The sequence below is a fragment of the Streptomyces coacervatus genome, from assembly GCF_029223485.1.
Classification (GTDB): Bacteria; Actinomycetota; Actinomycetes; order Streptomycetales; family Streptomycetaceae; genus Streptomyces; species Streptomyces coacervatus.
The window spans coordinates 100,906-118,014 of record NZ_JARHTP010000026.1; the positions used below are offsets into that span (position 1 = coordinate 100,906).

13 protein-coding genes are annotated in these 17,109 nt (G+C 68.5%); 1 reads left to right on the plus strand and 12 read right to left on the minus strand.

All coding sequences use genetic code 11. The annotated features are described in order from the left end of the window. Positions 1-3: 3 nt before the first annotated feature. The 7 genes from P2Q00_RS44385 to P2Q00_RS44415 form a co-directional block, all read right to left on the minus strand. The gene (locus tag P2Q00_RS44385) at positions 4-1,815 is read right to left on the minus strand and encodes a carbamoyltransferase family protein (protein ID WP_275780471.1); all 1,812 of its coding nucleotides are present in this window, start codon (positions 1,813-1,815) and stop codon (positions 4-6) included. Between the two features lie 22 nt (positions 1,816-1,837). After that, positions 1,838-2,890, minus strand: a complete 1,053-nt coding sequence (locus P2Q00_RS44390; RefSeq protein WP_275780473.1) for an NAD(P)/FAD-dependent oxidoreductase — start codon at positions 2,888-2,890, stop codon at positions 1,838-1,840. An 11-nt stretch (positions 2,891-2,901) separates the two neighbouring features. After that, positions 2,902-3,861 carry a cucumopine synthase-related protein gene (locus P2Q00_RS44395; protein WP_275780474.1) on the minus strand — a complete coding sequence of 320 codons (960 nt, stop codon included), beginning with the start codon at positions 3,859-3,861 and terminating at the stop codon, positions 2,902-2,904. 215 nt (positions 3,862-4,076) lie between these two features. Beyond that, on the minus strand, positions 4,077-4,580 hold the full coding sequence (locus P2Q00_RS44400; protein ID WP_275780475.1) for a nucleoside deaminase: 504 nt from the start codon (positions 4,578-4,580) through the stop codon (positions 4,077-4,079). A gap of 154 nt (positions 4,581-4,734) precedes the next feature. Then, entirely contained in the window at positions 4,735-5,544 is an 810-nt protein-coding gene (gene xdhC / locus P2Q00_RS44405) for a xanthine dehydrogenase accessory protein XdhC (RefSeq protein WP_275780476.1), read from the minus strand. A gap of 1 nt (position 5,545) precedes the next feature. Beyond that, a complete protein-coding gene (xdhB, locus tag P2Q00_RS44410; RefSeq protein ID WP_275780477.1) occupies positions 5,546-8,008 on the minus strand; it encodes a xanthine dehydrogenase molybdopterin binding subunit in 2,463 nt (820 codons plus the stop codon). Further along, positions 8,005-9,486, minus strand: coding sequence for a xanthine dehydrogenase small subunit (locus P2Q00_RS44415; protein WP_275780478.1), 1,482 nt, complete (start codon positions 9,484-9,486; stop codon positions 8,005-8,007). Before P2Q00_RS44415 ends, xdhB begins: the two co-directional genes overlap by 4 nt. Before the next feature lie 425 nt (positions 9,487-9,911). On the opposite strand from P2Q00_RS44415, the gene P2Q00_RS44420 reads away from it, so the two are divergent. Continuing rightward, positions 9,912-10,337 carry a hypothetical protein gene (locus tag P2Q00_RS44420; RefSeq protein WP_275780480.1) on the plus strand — a complete coding sequence of 142 codons (426 nt, stop codon included), beginning with the start codon at positions 9,912-9,914 and terminating at the stop codon, positions 10,335-10,337. Between the two features lie 21 nt (positions 10,338-10,358). Here P2Q00_RS44420 and P2Q00_RS44425 read toward each other — a convergent pair whose 3' ends face one another. Genes P2Q00_RS44425 through P2Q00_RS44445 form a run of 5 tightly spaced genes read right to left on the minus strand, consistent with a single transcriptional unit; the run spans position 10,359 to position 16,885 of the window. Then, positions 10,359-12,368, minus strand: a complete 2,010-nt coding sequence (locus tag P2Q00_RS44425; protein WP_275780481.1) for a beta-galactosidase — start codon at positions 12,366-12,368, stop codon at positions 10,359-10,361. Beyond that, a complete protein-coding gene (locus tag P2Q00_RS44430) occupies positions 12,365-13,678 on the minus strand; it encodes a glycoside hydrolase family 36 protein (protein ID WP_275780482.1) in 1,314 nt (437 codons plus the stop codon). Before P2Q00_RS44430 ends, P2Q00_RS44425 begins: the two co-directional genes overlap by 4 nt. A gap of 29 nt (positions 13,679-13,707) precedes the next feature. Then, positions 13,708-14,598 (minus strand): carbohydrate ABC transporter permease, encoded by an 891-nt coding sequence (locus tag P2Q00_RS44435; protein ID WP_275780483.1) that lies wholly within the window; start codon positions 14,596-14,598, stop codon positions 13,708-13,710. Then, entirely contained in the window at positions 14,595-15,575 is a 981-nt protein-coding gene (locus tag P2Q00_RS44440; protein ID WP_275780484.1) for a carbohydrate ABC transporter permease, read from the minus strand. The genes P2Q00_RS44435 and P2Q00_RS44440 overlap by 4 nt, the downstream gene beginning before the upstream one ends. Continuing rightward, positions 15,572-16,885: an ABC transporter substrate-binding protein gene (locus P2Q00_RS44445; RefSeq protein ID WP_275780486.1), complete on the minus strand. Its 1,314-nt coding sequence runs from the start codon at positions 16,883-16,885 to the stop codon at positions 15,572-15,574. Before P2Q00_RS44445 ends, P2Q00_RS44440 begins: the two co-directional genes overlap by 4 nt. Positions 16,886-17,109: the final 224 nt, after the last annotated feature.

A 17,109-nucleotide genomic window follows, 5' to 3' on the forward strand; every position in this document is an offset into this window, starting at 1 on the left:
CTTCTAGTCGGTGACGCGATCGGTCTTGGCGATGACGTGGTTGCCGAGGATCAGGTAGTCGATCTCGGTGCTCATGAAGCAGTTCAGGGCGTCGGTGGGCGTGCAGACGATGGGTTCGCCGGCGACGTTGAACGAGGTGTTGATCAGGCACGGGGTGTCGGTGAGTTCGGTGAACCTCCGCAGCAGCGCCGTGAGCCGTGGGGTTGCCTCGTCGGTCAGGGTCTGGATGCGGGAGGTGCCGTCCACGTGTACGGCGCCGGGGATGCGGTCCCTGTACTCGTCGCGGACCGGGAAGACGAACGTCATGTAGGGCGAGCTGGTCTTGCGGCCCATGTCGAAGATCTTCGGTGCCTGCTCCTCGAGGACGAGGGGGGCGAACGGGCGGAAGGGTTCTCGGTGCTTGACCCGGGTGTTGATGATGTCCTTGATGTCGGTGAAGCCGGGGTTGGCGAGGATGCTGCGATGCCCCAGTGCGCGTGGCCCGTGCTCGATGCGGCCTTCGAACCAGCCGATGACGACCTTCTTCGTCAGCAGCTTCGCCACTTGCTCGATGAGCTCGTCGTCGTCCAGGCGTGAGACGACGACGCGGCCGGTGAAGGCCTGGAGGGCCTCCTCGATCGCGGCCTCGTCGTAGGCCGGGCCCAGATAGGGGGTGACGGGTTCGGAGGCGGCGGCGCGGATGTCCGCAGGGGCGGTGTCGGGGTGGTTGAGCCAGGCGTGGGCCGCGGCTCCGATGGTGATGCCGGTGTCGGAGGCGCCGAAGCTGACCTGCATGTCCTCGAAGCGGGAGCCTTCGAACAGCGGGGTGTTGTTCAGGCAGTTCAGGGCGACGCCGCCTTCGAACAGCAGCCGGTTCAGGTCCGTCCTCTTCTCCAGGTGGCCGACCTGGTGGGCGGTGGCGACGTTCAGCATCTGCTGCGCCGCCGCTGCGACACGGGACGTGTATTCGAGGGTGTCCTCGAAGGGTCCGAAGTACTCCTCGAACAGGGCGTCGTGGCTGTGCAGGTTGTCGGTCTGGAGGGGCTTGGTGAAGCTGTAGCGGCCGTCGCCGTGCAGCCGTAGAAGGTTGTCCAGGAACGGGTTCGGCGTCGGCGGGGTGGCGTATCCGGCCAGGCCCATCACCTTGTACTCGTCGTTGTTGGGGACGAAGCCGAGGAAGCGGGTGATGGACGAGAACAGGGTGCCCATGGAGTAGTGGGCGCCGGTGACGGTGTCTTCGAAGACCGTGATCCGGCCGTCGCGGATCTCGCCCGTCAGGGTCGAGAAGCGTTCGGCGCGGCCGTCGCTCACGAGGAAGGCCGCGTCCTTCATGCCGGCCAGGTAGTAGCCGGTCGTGGCGTGGGCCAGGTGGTGCGGAACGAAGCGGACCTTGGCCGGGTCGGGGCGGTGTCCGGTGCGGGCTTCGAAGTCCGCGAGGATCGCTTCGGGGCTGACGACCTGGTCGTACAGGTCGGACATGTCGGCCATGAGGCCGGTCTTCGTGTCCTGCGGTGCCGACGAGGCGCGGATGGCGTCCAGGGTCTCCTCCAGGACCTGGGCGGACCAGTTCCAGGGGAAGGCGAACAGGTCTACGTCGTCGTACGTGATCCCGGCTTCCTTCAGGCACCAGTCGATCGCGTTCACGGGGAAGTCGGTGGTCTTTTTCTCCCTGTTGAGGCGTTCTTCCTCCACCGCGGCGACCAGGCGGCCGTCGATCAGCAGTGCGGCGGCGGCGTCGTGACCCAAGAGGTAATGCTTGTTGATGCCGGTCGCGCCGAGGCGTTCGGAGAAGAACTCCGACACCCGGCTGAAACCATTACATCCAAGAACAATCACGGCATTCCTAGCTGTTATGTGGCTACTTGGCGATCAGCAGGTCGCGGAGCTTCTCCCCGGCCGCGGGTGCCTGGCACAGGCCCGCGCCGGTGAATCCGGCCGCGTACAGGAAGCGGCGGGTGGGGTGTTCGCCGATGAAGGCGGTGTTGGTGGGGCTGGCGTCGAAATCACCGCTCCACGCGCGGTGCAGGCCGATGCCGTCCAGGGCGGGGAACAGGGTGCCGAGATGGCCGGCGATGCGGCCGAGCCAGGCTTCGCGTGTTTCGGCGTCCTTGGGTGCGCCCATGGCGAGGAGGATGCGGTCCTTCCATGAGCGGATCCGCAGGCCGGATGTGGCGTGCAGCGTCATGGGCAGCTCGCGGTGCGGGGCGGGCGGGATGTCCGTGAACAGCATCTCGATCGCGTGGGGTCTCATCGGCAGGTCGACCGACGCCATGGATGCCACCTCGCCGGACCAGGGCCCGGCCGTGCACACGATGCTGCCCGCCTTGATGCTGCCCTGCGGGGTGTGGACGGTGTTGTCGTCGTCGATCCGTGTGACGGGTGTGTGGGTGAACAGGCGGGCTCCGTGATTGCGGGCCGCGGCGGCGTAACCGCGGACGATGTCGAGGCCGTCCACGTGGTACGCCTCGGGCGACCAGGCGGCGGCCAGGACGGCGCGCTCGTTGATCAGCGGGTTGAGTCGGGCCGCTTCGCGGGCACTGATCAGGCCGACCTGGACGCCGGCGGCCTGCTGGGCCTGATGACCGGCTTCGAAATCGGCGATCTGCTGTTCGTCGGTGAACAGCGCCATGAACCCGAGCCGCTTCAGACCGAGGGGGGACCCGGTGTGGCGGGCGAAGTCGTGATAGGCGTTCAGGCTGCGCACGGCCATCTGCCCGGTGCCCGGGTTGCCGGGGAAGTAGGTGCGGACCATGCCCGCGGTGTGCGCGGACGCCCCGCCGCCGAGGCTTCCGCGTTCCAGCAGCACGGTGTTCACGCCGGCTTCGGCGAGGTGGTAGGCGGCTGAGGTGCCGATCACTCCCCCGCCGATGACGACGGCGTCGGCGCGGGCAGGCAGGGCGCTCAAGGTCATTCCGGGCATGGCTACGCGCCGACCGTGGCGACCTGCTGGCGCAGGTGGTCTCCGGTCTCCCACGGGTACAGCTGGAGGTTCCAGCCGCCGAGGCAGTTGATGTAGAGGGCCATCTGGCTGGTGACGGCGTAGAAGTCGGCACGGTCGAGGCGGTCGAGGACATCGAGGAAGCGCTGGGTGAACGCCCACAGCTTCTCCAGGCCGCAGTAGCCCAGGAACTCGGCGGGGACGCCGACCAGCAGGCGGGTCATGTGGACGAGGGCGTCCATGGGCATGTCCTGGACGGCGGCGCGGACGAGTCCGCCGTAGGCCGCGTAACCCAGGGGCCGGGTCTCGCCGTTGACGAACAGCAGGGTGGGCAGGACGGTGCCGAAGTTGCCTGCCTGGGAGGGGATGATGCCCTGGTGGAGGTCGTCCAGCTCGGCCGGGGGCGTGAGCCAGATCTTCTCGGTCTCGGCGACGATGTCGGCGATCAGGTGGCTGGCGGCCGTGTTGGTGGCGTGGAGCATCGGGATGCGGTGGCCGCCCGGCTCGCCCGCGCGGCGGACTTCGGCGACGATCTGCTTCTTCGTGGAGTAGACGGCGTCCCAGATCGCGGCCCCGGCTTCCAGCAGGGCGGGCATGTCCGCCTCACGAATCCGGCCTACGGGGGTGGCGGGCATCGGCTCGGTCAGGGTGCCGTACTTGATGCCCAGGTGCTGCAGTCCGGAGCAGAACACGGTGCCGTCGGGGGCCTCGCGCCGGTCGGGGATACGGGTGGCGTGGGGGGTGTGCAGCAGCGTGGGTATCGGCGCCACGTGGTAGAGGTGTTCGCCCGCGATGAGGGCGTGTCCCTGGAGGCTCCGGTAGGGCAAGGACTCCCACAGGGCGTCGGCGAGTGCCGGGTTGCGGTCGTCAAGGTCGGCGGTGACCGTGATGCCGAGGTCGGGCCAGGAGATCTCGATCTGACGGCCAGGCAGCTTCTCGGACAAGGCTTTCCCCGTTCGTTGGTTCGGCTTGTCCAAGGAGTTCATCGCCAACTGGCTTGTTCCAGACAGACGTTGAACGTATGAAACTCCGAGCGGCCCAAGATCCACAGTTCGTATGTTTCTACGGAACCGCAGCTCAGGTCGGCTGGTGCCGAAAACCAACTAGGCCCCCGGGCCGCTGAGTTCAGCAGCCCAGGGGCCTCGGTGAACCGGGTTTTTCAGTAGTCGATGCGGTCGGACTTGGCCAGCCACGCGTCGAACGGCGCCGTACGGTTCGGCATGTCCACGCGCTCGATCGCCATCGGCCACAGCTCCGCGGGCCTCTTCTCGAACAGGTCGTAGAACTTGCGGTCGTCGAAACCGGCCACCGCGGCGTCATCCCGGTCAGCGGCGAAGATGATCCGGTCGACTCGCGCCCACAGCGCGGAGGAAAGACACATCGGGCACGGCTCACACGAGGTGACCAGGACGCAGCCCTCGAGCGAGAAGGTGCCCAGCTTCTGGCAGGCGGCACGGATCGCGCTCACCTCGCCGTGCGCCGTGGGGTCCAGGTGCGAAGTGACCTTGTTGTTCCCGATCGCTACGATCTCGCCGTCCTTGGCGATCAGTGCGCCGAACGGCCCGCCGCCGTTCTGCACGCTGTTGGTGGCAAGGCCGATGGCCTCGTCCATCCAGGCGCGCTCGATCTCCTGGATGCTCGTTTCTTGGGTGTACGCGGTCACGGTCACTCCTTTTTGCACACGGTGGGGATTCCCCGTATCGGCGTCGTTCGCAAGTACACCCGCCGGGCCCCGTCGAGGGTCAGTCACCGAAACCATGAAGGAGTTGGCTGGCCGGCCGGCCACTCTTGGACATTCGCATGAATCCGGTCGAGAGTCAGTTCTCTTCGGTTTCGAAGGTGCGCAGCAGGTCGGCAGCGACGCTCACGGCGATGGTCGCGGGTTCCTTGCCGGTGATGTCGGCCAGCCCGATCGGGGTCTTGATCCGGTCGATGGTGGCTTCGTCGTGACCGCCCTCGGTGGCGAGGCGCTTGCGGAACCGTACCCACTTGGCCGCCGACCCGATCAGCCCGATGGAGCCGAGATGGGTGGTGCGCAGGGCGGCGTCGCACAGAGCGGCGTCCTCGGCGTGGTCATGGGTCATGATCAGGACGTGGGTGCCGCGCGGCAGCTCCTCAAGGACCTCCTCGGGAAGCAGCGGCGTGTGATGCGTGTGCACCTGCGCCACCGCGTCCGCCAGCACGTCGAGCCGCTCCTTGGTGAGGATGTCGGAGCGGCTGTCGATCAGATGGAGATCGAGGTCCTGACGTGCGAGGATGCGCGCCAGTTCAAGACCGACGTGCCCGACGCCGAAGATCGCCACCGCCCGTACGACCGGCAGCGGTTCGAGCAGCACCTGGACCGTGCCGCCGCAGCACTGCACGCCGTGCTGGTTGGTCACCTTGTCGTTCAGCGCGAAATCCATCAGCTCGGGCTCCGGCTTGGAGGCGGCGATCATCTCCCGGGCCCGGTCGATCGCGACGGCCTCGACATTGCCGCCACCGATCGAGCCCCACGTCTCGGTCCGCCCCACGACGAGTTTCGCGCCGGCGTCACGCGGGGCATGGCCGCGCACGGTCGCGACGGTCACCAGCACACCGGGCTCCCGGCGCGCTCGCAACCGTGCGACCGCGGCGACCCACGTCATGTCAGGCACCGCTCAGTGCTTCTGCGTCGGTTCGGACCCCGCCGCTTGCGGCGTGCCCGTTTCCGGCGTGGCCGTTGGCGGCAACCCCGTCGCGGGCGTGACCGTTGCCGGCGTGACCGTTCAGGGAGGCATCGCCCTGGCGGGCCTCCTGGATCGCCCAGTACACCGCCTCCGGCGTCGCGGGCGAGGCCAGATCGACACTCACCCCACTCGGCCCGAACGCGGCCGCGGCCTGCCGCAGCGCTTCCCGCACCGAGAACGCGAGCATCAGCGGAGGCTCACCCACGGCCTTGGAGCCGTAGACCGCGCCCTCCTCAGTGGCGTTCTCCAGCAGCGTGACGTTGAACTCCTGAGGCATCTCGGAGAAGCTCGGCAGCTTGTACGTGCTCGCCGCCTGGGTCTGCAGCCGTCCGCGGTGCGGCCCGTCGCCGGTGTCCCAGCGCAGGTCCTCCAACGTCAGCCAGCCCGCGCCCTGCACGAAGCCGCCCTCGACCTGACCGATGTCGATCATCGGGGAGAGGCTCTCGCCGACGTCGTGCACGATGTCCACGCGCCGGATGCGGTACGCACCGGTGAAGCCGTCGACCTCCACCTCGGTCGCCGCGGCGCCGTAGGCGAAGTACTTGAACGGCGTGCCGCGGAAACTCTTCGCGTCCCAGTGCAGCCCCTCGGTCCGGTAGAAGCCGGCCGCCGACAGCTGCACCCGCTGGAAGTACGCGGTGTGCACCAGGTCGTCCCAGGCCAGCTCCTTGTCGCTGCCCAGGGCGCGCGCTACGCCCTGGACGATGCGTACGTCGGAGGCGTTCGCACCCAGCTGGGAGGCGGCCACCTGCAGCAGCCGCCCGCGCAGCTGCTCGCAGGCGTTCTTGATGGCCCCGCCGTTGAGGTCCGCGCCCGAACTGGCCGCGGTCGCCGAGGTGTTGGGCACCTTGTCGGTACGCGTCGGGGCGAGGCGGACCTTGTGCAGCGGGATGCCCAGGGTGGTCGCGGCCACCTGCATCATCTTGGTGTGCAGGCCCTGGCCCATCTCGGTGCCGCCGTGGTTGATCAGGACGGAGCCGTCCTTGTAGATCAGCACCAGCGCGCCGCCCTGGTTGAAGGCGGTGAGGTTGAACGAGATACCGAACTTGATGCCGGTGATCGCGAGGGCCCGCTTGGTGTGCGGGTGCGCGGCGTTGAAGGCCGCGATCTCGCGCCCCCGATCGGCGATGCCGGCTTCGTCCTGCACCTGCTGCCAGACGGCGGAGATCCGGTCGGCCTGTGTGACCGGCTGTCCGTACGGCGTCGTCTGGCCCTGGCCCGGCTGGTAGAAGTTGCGCTCGCGCAGTTCCATGGGGTCGAGGCCGAGCTGCGGCGCGACGCGGCCCAGGATGTCCTCGATCACCAGCATGCCCTGGGGTCCGCCGAAGCCGCGGAAGGCGGTGTTGGAGACCGTGTTGGTCTTGGCGATACGGCCGGCGACCCGCGCGTTGGGGATCCAGTACGTGTTGTCGATGTGGCACAGCGCCCGGGCGAGGACCGGCTCGGACAGGTCCAGGCTCCAGCCGCCGTCCGCGGTCAGCGTGGCGTCGAGGGCCTGGATACGGCCGTCGGCGTCGAAGCCGATCTTCCACGAGGCATGGAACCCGTGCCGCTTGCCGGACATCGTCAGGTCCTGCGTCCGGTTGAGCCGGAACCGGACCGGGCGGCCGGTCAGCTTGGCGCCGAGCGCGGCGACGGCCGCGAACCCGTGCGGCTGCATCTCCTTGCCGCCGAAGCCGCCGCCCATCCGCAGGCACTGCACGGTCACCTCGTGAGCGGGCACACCGAGCACATGGGAGACGATCTCCTGGGTCTCCGAGGGGTGCTGGGTGCTGCTCTGGATGAAGATCTGCCCGTTCTCGTCGACCTGGGCGAGGGCCGCGTGGGTCTCCAGGTAGAAGTGCTCCTGACCGGCGAACTGGAACTCGCCGGTGAACACATGCGCGGAGTCGGCGAAGCCGGCGTCGATGTCGCCGGTCTCCATCAGCGGCCTGGCGCCGTGGTAGCTCTCCGCTGCCATCGCGTCCTGCAGCGTGATCAGCGCGGGCTGCTCGTCGAGCTCCACCTCGACGGCCGCCGCACCGAGCCGGGCCGCCTCCAGGGTCTCACCGAGCACCCAGGCGACCGCGTGGCCGTGGAACATGACCTCGTCGGGGAAGAGCGGCTCGTCGTGCTTCATGCCGGCGTCGTTGACACCGGGCACGTCGGCGCCGGTCAGCACGCGGACCACGCCGGGCACGGCGAGCGCGGGCTCGGTGCGCAGCGCGGTGATCCGGCCGTGGGCCTTCATGACCTGGACCGGGTAGGCGTGCAGCACGTCCTTGGTGCGCTGCACCAGGTCGTCGGTGTACAGCGCGGTGCCGGTGACGTGCAGGAAGGCACTCTCGTGCGGCATCGAGACACCGACGACGGGCTTCTCGGGACGCTCGGACAGATGACTCATGACTTCGCCGCCTCGGTGGTCTGCGCGTACAGCTTCAACAGGCTCTGGCCGAGCATCGCGCTGCGGTAGAGGGAGCTGGCGCGATGATCGCTCATCGGCGTGCCCGCACCCCGCAGCACCCCGGCCGCCGCTTCAACAGTCTCCGCCGTCCACGGCTTGCCCTCCAGGGCCGCCTCGGTGGGGAGGGCGCGGATCGGGGTGGCGGCCACGCCGCCCAGGCCGATCCGCGCCTTGCGGACGATCCCGTCCTCGATGTCGAGCGCGAAAGCGACCGCCACGCTGGAGATGTCGTCGAAGCGCCGCTTGGCGATCTTGTGGAAGGCCGCGACCGGCGACAGCGGCAGCGGGATGCGCACCGCGCGGATCAGCTCGCCGGGACGGCGCACGCTCTGCCGGTAGCCGGTGAAGTACTCCGCCAGCGGGACCACACGCTCACCGTCGACGTCGGCGAGCACCAGCGACGCCTCCAGGGCGAGCAGCACCGGCGGGCTGTCACCGATGGGCGAGCCGGTACCCAGGTTGCCGCCCAGGGTCCCGCTGTTGCGGATGAGCCGGGAGGCGAACTGCGGGAACAGCTCCGCAAGGAGCGGGACGCTGCCGTCGAGGCGGCGTTCGATCTCGGTGAGCGTCAGCGCCGCCCCGATCTCGATGTGGTCGGACTCGACGCGCAGCTCCCGGAGTTCGGGCAGCCGGTCGATGGCGACCACGCAACCCTCCCGGCGGGAGCGGATGTTGACCTCGACGCCGTAGTCGGTGGAGCCGGCGACCACGACCGCGTCGGGCCGCTCACGCAGCAACTGCAGCGTCTCGGCCAGGGTGCTCTTCCGCAGGAACGTGCTGTCGTCCCGGGCGTATTCGGTGGCGACCGGTGCGGGCGGGGCCTGCTCGCGACGCTGCGCCAGCGGGTCCTCCTCGGCCGGCTCGCCGACGGCGAACGCGGCATCGCGGATCGGGCGATAGCCGGTACAGCGACACAGGTTTCCGCTCAGCGCGTGCAGGTCGAAGCCGTTCGGACCGTGCTCGTGGTCGGTGCTGTCGGCCTGGTGCGAGTCCGGGTCCGATTCCGCGTGCGCGCAGCGGTCGGGCCGGTAGTACTCGGCAGCCATGCTGCAGATGAAACCCGGCGTGCAGTAACCGCACTGGGAGCCGCCGCGGACCGCCATCTCCTCCTGCACCGGGTGCAGGGCGGGCGGCTGGCCGGGTTCACCGACGGTGGCGATGCCTTCGGAGGTGATGATCTCCTGGCCGTCGAGCGCCGCGGCCGGGACCAGGCAGGCGTTGACCGCCACCCAGTCGGTGGGCTTGTTCACCCCGGGACGGGCCACCAGGACCGAACAGGCGCCGCATTCACCCTCGGCGCAGCCCTCCTTGGTACCGGTGAGGCCACGCTCGCGCAGAAAATCCAGCACTGTGGTGTGGGGCGCAGCCGGTGAAATCGGAGTTGCTTTCCCGTTGACCGTGATCCGCGCCTCTGTCATGACAGGCCTTCGTTCCGGTGCGTGATCGGTCGATTCATGATGTTCGCCAATTTCAGGCAGCTTTCTGTGTTCAGGCGCGCCGGGTGAGAGGAACGGGCGCAAAACGGCACGCAACAGCGATGTGCCGGAAAAGTGGTGACGGGAAACCCGGAATGTGCCACGAAAGGGCACATCAGAACGGCGTTCTCAGCAGCCGTGCGCGATCCGACCCGGAACCCAGACAGTGCGCTGGGCGAGGCGACCGAGATCAGAGCTGGTGTTCATCCGCTGGTCGCCTCCTTTCGGTGGTTATGGGTCGACGTCTACCGCAAAATAGTGGCCGGGGCCACCGAGGTCAAGGGGTGTTCCGGCCTGTGGCGAGATGCGCCGTGCCCCGGACCGGGTCAGCATGGAGGTATCGGACCCAGCAATTACCGGAGCCTCCGATGATCAACAACTCATACCCCAGTGCCTGGCGTGCGGTCGTGGCCGCCGCCCTGCTCAGCACCGCGGCCGCGCTCGCCACCGCCGCCCCGGCCCAGGCCGCCGAGCCCGCCCAGACCCAGCAGGGCCAGGTGTACGCGTGGGTCAGCGACGGATGGGGCGGCGGAACCCTCACCAGCTCGCCGGCCGGGATCAACTGCCACCAGGGGGCGATATCGGGGGACCCGTACGCCGGCGGCGAGCAGCCGAACCCGACCGGCACATGCTCCGCGAGTTTCCCGGTCGGAACGACGGTCACCTTCACCGCCACAGCCGACCCGGGTTCCTACGTCAACATCGGCCCCGACCCGGCTTCATTGACCGTGGTGTCCGGCTACAACAGCGTGTGGGTCATGTTCTGTCCGCAGGACGGCCTCTGCTCCAGCTGATGCCAGGAGCACCGCCCCGACTCACTCCCCGCGCGGCTCCCGTACGACGGCGACCCCGCCCGCCGGAACCGTCACCGACCCGGCGACCGGCTTTCCGGTGAGGAGTTCGACGGCTCCGGACGGCGGCACGGGGATCTCCGCGTCCGCTCCGCCGTGGTTGATCAGGAAGAGATAGTCGGCCTGCGTGCCCCGCCGCACCGCGACCTCCACACCCTCCGGAGCCGTGCGCACCGGCGCGACGCCCGCCTCGGCGCAGATCCGGGCGAGGAGGCCGGCGAGGGTGTCGGGGTCCGGCTGGGTGGCCACGTACCAAGCGGCGCCCGTGCCATGGGAGTTGCGCGTCACCGCCGGCACTCCGGTCAGCGGGCCGTCCGTGTACGACGTCACCGCCTCCGCGCCCGCCAGCCGTACCCGTTCCGACCACAGGACGCCCGTACCGCCGCCGCTCAGTCCCACCGTCTCCCCCGGGAGCAGCGGGAACAGTTCGTCCGTCCGCACACCCAGGGCATCCCGGAACGCACCCGGGTAACCGCCCAGCCGGACATGGCAGTTGGCGTCCACCATCCCGCTGTGGAAGCCGACGGCGAGTGTGCCGCCCTGCTCGGCGAAGGAGGTCAGGTTCGCGGCACCCTCATCGTCGACCAGGTAGAGAGAAGGGACAAGGACCAAGCGGTACGGCGACAGGTCCGCGTCCGGGCGTACGAAGTCCACCGCGATGCCCGCGCGCCACAACGGCTCGTACCAGGCGCGGACCAGGTCCTGGAAGTGCAGTTCGCCGCTCGGCTGCGAAGGCAGTTCCATCGCCCAGCGGGCGTTCCAGTCCCAGACCACCGCCACTTCGGCGGGAGTCGTGCTGCCGCGCACCTCGGCCAACGCCCGTAGATCCGCGCCCAGTTGGACCACGTCCCGCCAGATCTGACTGTCGGTGCCCGCGTGCGGCAGCATCGCCGAGTGCCACTGCTCGGCGCCCGCCTTCGCCGCCCGCCACTGGAAGTACGCGATGCCGTCGGCGCCGCGCGCGACATGGCCGAGGGCGTTGCGGCGCAACTCCCCTGCCGTCTTCGCCCTGTTGACCGGCTGCCAGTTCACCGCACCCGTCGAGTGCTCCATCAGGAGCCAGGGCCCGCCCGCGAGTGAGCGGACCAGGTCGCCGCTGAGGGCGATGTCGATCTGCGACTCCGGGTCGGCGGACTGGAGGTAGTGGTCGTTGGAGACGATGTCCAGCTGCGGGGCCCAGCGCCAGTAGTCGAGGGCGTCGAAGTTGTACATCACCATGAAGTTGGTGGTGGCGGGGGTCTCGGGGGCTGCCGCCCCCAGGACGGCCCGCTCCGCCTCGTACAGGGACAGCAGCGCGTCGCTGCAGAAGCGGCGCCAGTCCAGCTGGTGGGTGGGGTTGGGGACCGCGCCGGTCGCGCGCGGGGGCAGGATCTGGTCCCAGTCGTAGTACCACTGGCTCCAGAAGGTGGTGCCCCAGGCGTGGTTGAGCGCGTCCAGGCTGTCGTAGCGGTCGCGCAGCCAGGTGCGGAACGCCTCCGCGCTGGTGTCGCAGTAGCACTCCGCGTTGTGGCAGGCGTACTCGTTGTGGACGTGCCACATCACGACCGCCGGGTGGCCGGAGTAGCGCCGGGCCAGCTCCCCGACCATGCGCAGAGCCGCCTCGCGGTAGGCGGGGCTCGAAGGGCAGAACGTCTGGCGACTGCCGTACGACAGTCGCCGGCCGTCCTTGTCCAGCGGCAGCGCCTCCGGGTGCCGGCCGAAGAACCAGGCCGGCGGGGCCGCCGTCGGGGTCGCCAGGTCGGCGGCGATTCCGTGGGCGTAGAGCATGTCGAGGATGCGGTCGAGGCGTGAGAAGTCGTACTCGCCCTCGGACGGTTCGAGGAGCGCCCAGGAGAAGATGTTGACGCTGACCATGGTGACCCCGGCCTCGGCCATCAGACGCATGTCCTCGGCCCAGACCTCCTCGGGCCACTGCTCGGGGTTGTAGTCGCCGCCGTAGGCGATGCCCGGGACGTTCAGGGGGCGGGCGGTCATCGGTCGACTCCCGAGAGCAGGCGGCGAGTTGTGGCCACGCCCCATTCGTCCAGGGACAGAAGGCGGTCGCTGGACGCCATCAGGCCGCCGGTCGCCTCCACGTGTGCGGCCCAGCGCTCCCGCGTCTCCACGGCCGGGCGGGCCATGAGGCAGTCGGGGTCGTTGACCCAGAGGCGGCCGTGCTGCCACTGGCGTCCGGCGCCGGTGAACTCGGCCGGGTCCTGGCCGGGTTGGCTGTAGTCGTCGGCCTCGGGGCGGCGGTGCGGGGCCGTGTCGGGGCTCACCCGCATCGCGTCGAACAGGCCGATGGAGGGGAGGATGGGCGCGCCGCAGCCCAGGAGGTACGCGTCCGGGCCGATGGCCTCGCGGATCAGCTCGATCCCCGAGCGGTACGCGGTCAGCGCGTCCACCGGCTCGTGCCGTACGCCTTCCAGCGCGCCCGCGTACAGGAAGTCGACCTTGAAGTAGTCGTAGCCCTCGCTACGGAGCGTGCGGAAGACGTCGGTCAGATACGCCGCCGCCTCGGGGTGGGTCGTGTCCAGGACGCGCAGGTCGTGGCCCCAGTTGCGGCCCGCGTGGGTGAAGCCGCCGGCGGTGTCGCGGACCAGCCAGTCGGGGTGCTCGGTGGCCAGGTCGCTCGCCGGGTCGACCAGGAAGGGGGCCGTCCAGATGCCCGCCCTGCGGCCGCGGGCCCGGATGGCGTCCGCGATGCCCTGGCGGGAGCGGAAGCGGCCCGAGAGGGTGAGCCAGTCGCCGAGGGCCTTCTGGTAGCCGTCGTCGATCTGGACGACGTCGACGGGCAGGTCGAGGGTGTCCATCGCACGGAGGTTCTCGTGGATGTCGTCCTCGGTGACGGCGGTGAAGTACTCGTACCAGGAGCACCAGACGGTCGGGGCCGGGCGCGGGGTCCCGACGCCGAGTCCGGAGGCCCAGTCGGCCAGCACCGACTGGATGTCCGTGCCGGTCCACTCCTTCACCGGGCCGTTCGCGCCGATCTCCGCCCGGTCGTCCGTCACGGTGAGACGGATCGACGGGACCTCACAGGTCGGGTCGGCTGCCGCCCACAGCCGGACCGGTGAGCCGTCGCCCGGGTCGAGGGCCAGCAGACCCTCCCCCTGGAAGGTCCCTTCGGGGACGGTGACGCCCGGGCGGTAGCAGACGGTCGCCCAGTTGCCGTTGGTCGGGCGGTACGGCGTCGCGTCGAGGGCATAGGCGCCGCTGGGGCTCCAGGACTGCCAACCCTCCTCGTGGACAAGGGCGTTGGCCGGGTCCACGAGAACGGAGGCGACCGGCGTGAAGGGGTGGGGCACGGTGGTTCTCTTTCAAAACGGGGGTGATGTCACCCCTTGTTGGCGCCGAGAGTCAGGCCGCTGACGAACTGCCGCTGCAGCACGAAGTACACGATCAGGGTCGGGATCGCGGTGAGCAGGGCGCCCGCGGCGATCAGGTTGGGGTCGGTGAAGTACTGGCCGGAGAGGTTGTTCAGGGCCGAGGTGATCGGCATGTTCTCGCCGGTGGAGATCAGCACGATCGCCCAGAAGAAGTCGTTGTAGATCCAGATGGACAACAACGTCGCCAGGGCGGCCATCGCGGGCTTGCACAGCGGCAGCACGATCTGCCAGTACATCCGCCACACCGAGGCGCCGTCGACGAGGGCGGCCTCGGTCAGCTCGTGCGGCAGCATCCGCATGTAGTTGCTCAGCACGAAGGCGCAGAAGCCCGACTGGAACGCCACATGGATCAACACGAGCCCGAGCGCGGAGTCGTACAGCTTGCCGCTCACCGTGATGCCGGGCAGGTCGATCAGCAGGTACAGGCGGTACAGCGGGGTGATGATGACCTGCTGCGGCAGGAGGTTGCCGGCCGTGAAGACCAGCAGCAGGAAGATGTTGAGCCGGAAGTCGAAGCGGCTGACGTAGAACGCGACCATCGACGACAGCAGCAGCGTGATCAGCACGGCCGGGACCGCGATGATCAGCGTGTTGCCGAAGTAGTGCAGCATGTCCGACTGCTCGAACGCGTTCTTGAAGTTGTCGAGGCTCAGCTTGTCCGGCCAGGACACGTATCCCTTGGTGCTGGTCTCCGAGTACGGGCGCAGGGCCGCGAACACCGCCCACAGCAGCGGGGCGAGCCAGGCCAGCGCGGTGACCACCAGGAAGGTGTGCAGCAGGATCCGGGCGGGGCGGACGGGAGTGCGCTGCTTGCCGAGCGCCGCGGCGTTGGTGCTCATGCGCGCCGCTCCTTCCGGAAGGTCGCGATCAGGTACGGGATGATGACCGCGAGGGAGATGACCAGCAGGACGACGGCGATCGCGGAGCCGTAACCGATCCGGCTGGACTCACCGATGATGTTGTTGGTGATCAGGATCGACAGCAGCTCGGTGCCCTGGGCGCCCTTGTTGAAGACGAAGACCAGGTCGAAGGCGCGCAGCGCCTCGATGATGGTGACCACCAGGACGACCGTGTTGGTGGGGCGCAGAGTGGGGAAGATGACGTTCTTGAACGTCTGCCACTCGTTCGCACCGTCCAGCGAGGAGGCCTCGCGCAGGGACGGGTCGACGCCCTTCAGGCCGGCCAGGTACAGGATCATCATGTAGCCGGTGTGCCGCCAGGACGCGGCGATCAGAACCGCCCACAGGTTGAGGTGCGGGTCGCCGATCCAGTCGATGTAGTGGCCCGGCTTGTTGGCCCCGATCAGGCTGTTGATCAGGCCCGTGTCGGGGTTGTAGACGAGCTGCCAGACGAAGCCGGTCACCGCCAGCGAGACCACGACCGGGAGGAAGAACGCGGTCTGGTAGACGCGGCTGAAGCGGATCTTCTTGTCCAGCTGGACGGCCAGGAACAGGCCCATCGGCGTCGGGATCAGGATGAGCACGACGAACCAGATGATGTTGTGCTCGACCGCGGGCCAGAACTGCGGGTTGTCGGTGAACAACTGCTTGAAGTTGTCCAGCCCCACCCACTTGATGGAGTCGAAGCCGATGCCGTCCCAGCTGGTGAAGGCCAGGGCGATCGAGGCGAGGGCGGTGACCCAGACAAGGGCCACATGCAGGACCGTGGGCACGCCGGCCATGAAGCCGAGCGTGATGCGGTCACGGCGGGTCAGCAGGCGCTTGTGGCCCTGCGGGACCCGCTTCTTGACAGGCGCGGGCCCCGGAGGCGGCACGGCGGCCGCCTCCGGGGTCTTCGTGGGGGTCTCGGAGCTCATGAGGACGCGAAGATCGTCTTCTTCTGGCGCTCGATCGAGGACAGCAGACTGTCGACGCCCTTGGGGTTCTGGAGGAACTTCTGCAGACCGGGCTGCATCACCGTCGAGGTGAAGTCCGGCCGGGAGTCGCGGTCCATGAACTGGGTCAGGGACTTGGCGCCCGAGATCATGTCGTACGCCTTCTTCTGCAGCGGGGTGTACGACGAGGTGTCGGCCTTGCTGGAGGCGGCCACCACACTGGAGTCGGCCTTGAGGTAGATGGCCTCGGCCGCCGGGGTGCCCAGGAACTCCAGGAGCTTGGTGACACCCGCCTTGTTCTTCGGAGCCTTGGAGACCATGAAACCGTCGGTGGGCGCCTCGACCGTGTCCTGCCCGTACGCGGAGTTGATCTCCGGGAAGGCGAAGAAGTCGAGGTCGTCGAGGTCGGCCTTGTTGGTGAACTGCTGCGCCACGAAGGAGCCCAGCAGGTACATGCCGGCCTTCTTCGACACCAGGGTCTGAGCGGCGTCCTGCCAGGTGCGGCCCATGAAGCCGTCCTGGTGGTACGGCAGCAGCTCGGACCAGTGGTCGAAGACGGCCTTGACCTTGGCGTCGGTCCAGGAGGCCTTGCCGCCCATCAGCTCGACGTGGAAGTCGTAGCCGTTGAGACGGAAGTTGATCTGGTCGAAGGTGCCCATCGCAGGCCAGGCGTCCTTGTCGCCGAAGGCGATCGGGACCAGGCCGTCCTTCTTCATCTGCTTGCAGAGGGCGACCAACTGGTCCCAGGTGGTGGGGACTTGGTAGCCGTGCTGCTGGAACACGCTCTTGCGGTAGAAGATCGCCCACGGGTACGTGTACAGCGGCACGAAGTAGTACTTGCCGTCCGCGCCCTTGCTCAGCTTCTTCATCGCGTCGGGGAAGTTGTCCCCGATCTTCGCCCACACGTCGTCGATCGGCGAGGCGAGACCCTTGGCCGCGAAGAACTGCATGCGGTAGCCGGCGAACCAGTTGAACACGTCGTCCGGCGTGCCCTGCAGATACGAGTTGATCTGCTCCTGGAACGTGTTGTGGTCCTTGGTGTTCACGTCGACCGTGATCCCGGACTGCTTCTTGTAGGCCGCGTAGATCTCGGCGAACGCCTTCTTCGGCACCGCGTCCGAGGCGTTGGAGCCGAGGCTCACGGTCTTCGGGTCGGACGCGGTACCGCTGCCGCCACAGGCGGACAGCAGGGGTATCCCCGCACCCGCGAGCAGGGCTGCGCCACCCGCGCCGCGCAGCAGACTGCGGCGGCTGGGGGAGGGGAGAGAGAGACCCGAGGGGGAGAGGTCCATGTACGGCTCCTGAGGGCAGGGGTTCGGCCACAACTACGCCACGTCGAAAAAAAGTCGAAACCGACCATAAATCAACTCGACCGAACATCGTGGCGCTTATATCAGCCCTATGTCCGGTCATGCGTCAAGAGCCGACGGGGACCTTTGTGGAAACGTGACCGATACGTTCGTGATCATTTTCGTCCGAATGATCGAACGCAAGTGCCCGAAGATGACAGTAAATG

What these genes read in the sequence shown, in the direction of transcription:
- P2Q00_RS44390 (WP_275780473.1), bottom strand. Translation starts at nt 2,890, where the DNA reads ATGACCTTGAGCGCCCTGCCTGCCCGCGCCGACGCCGTCGTCATCGGC.
- xdhC (WP_275780476.1), bottom strand. Translation starts at nt 5,544, where the DNA reads ATGACGTGGGTCGCCGCGGTCGCACGGTTGCGAGCGCGCCGGGAGCCC.
- xdhB (WP_275780477.1), bottom strand. Translation starts at nt 8,008, where the DNA reads ATGAGTCATCTGTCCGAGCGTCCCGAGAAGCCCGTCGTCGGTGTCTCG.
- P2Q00_RS44415 (WP_275780478.1), bottom strand. Translation starts at nt 9,486, where the DNA reads ATGACAGAGGCGCGGATCACGGTCAACGGGAAAGCAACTCCGATTTCA.
- P2Q00_RS44420 (WP_275780480.1), top strand. Translation starts at nt 9,912, where the DNA reads ATGATCAACAACTCATACCCCAGTGCCTGGCGTGCGGTCGTGGCCGCC.
- P2Q00_RS44425 (WP_275780481.1), bottom strand. Translation starts at nt 12,368, where the DNA reads ATGACCGCCCGCCCCCTGAACGTCCCGGGCATCGCCTACGGCGGCGAC.
- P2Q00_RS44435 (WP_275780483.1), bottom strand. Translation starts at nt 14,598, where the DNA reads ATGAGCACCAACGCCGCGGCGCTCGGCAAGCAGCGCACTCCCGTCCGC.
- P2Q00_RS44440 (WP_275780484.1), bottom strand. Translation starts at nt 15,575, where the DNA reads ATGAGCTCCGAGACCCCCACGAAGACCCCGGAGGCGGCCGCCGTGCCG.
- P2Q00_RS44445 (WP_275780486.1), bottom strand. Translation starts at nt 16,885, where the DNA reads ATGGACCTCTCCCCCTCGGGTCTCTCTCTCCCCTCCCCCAGCCGCCGC.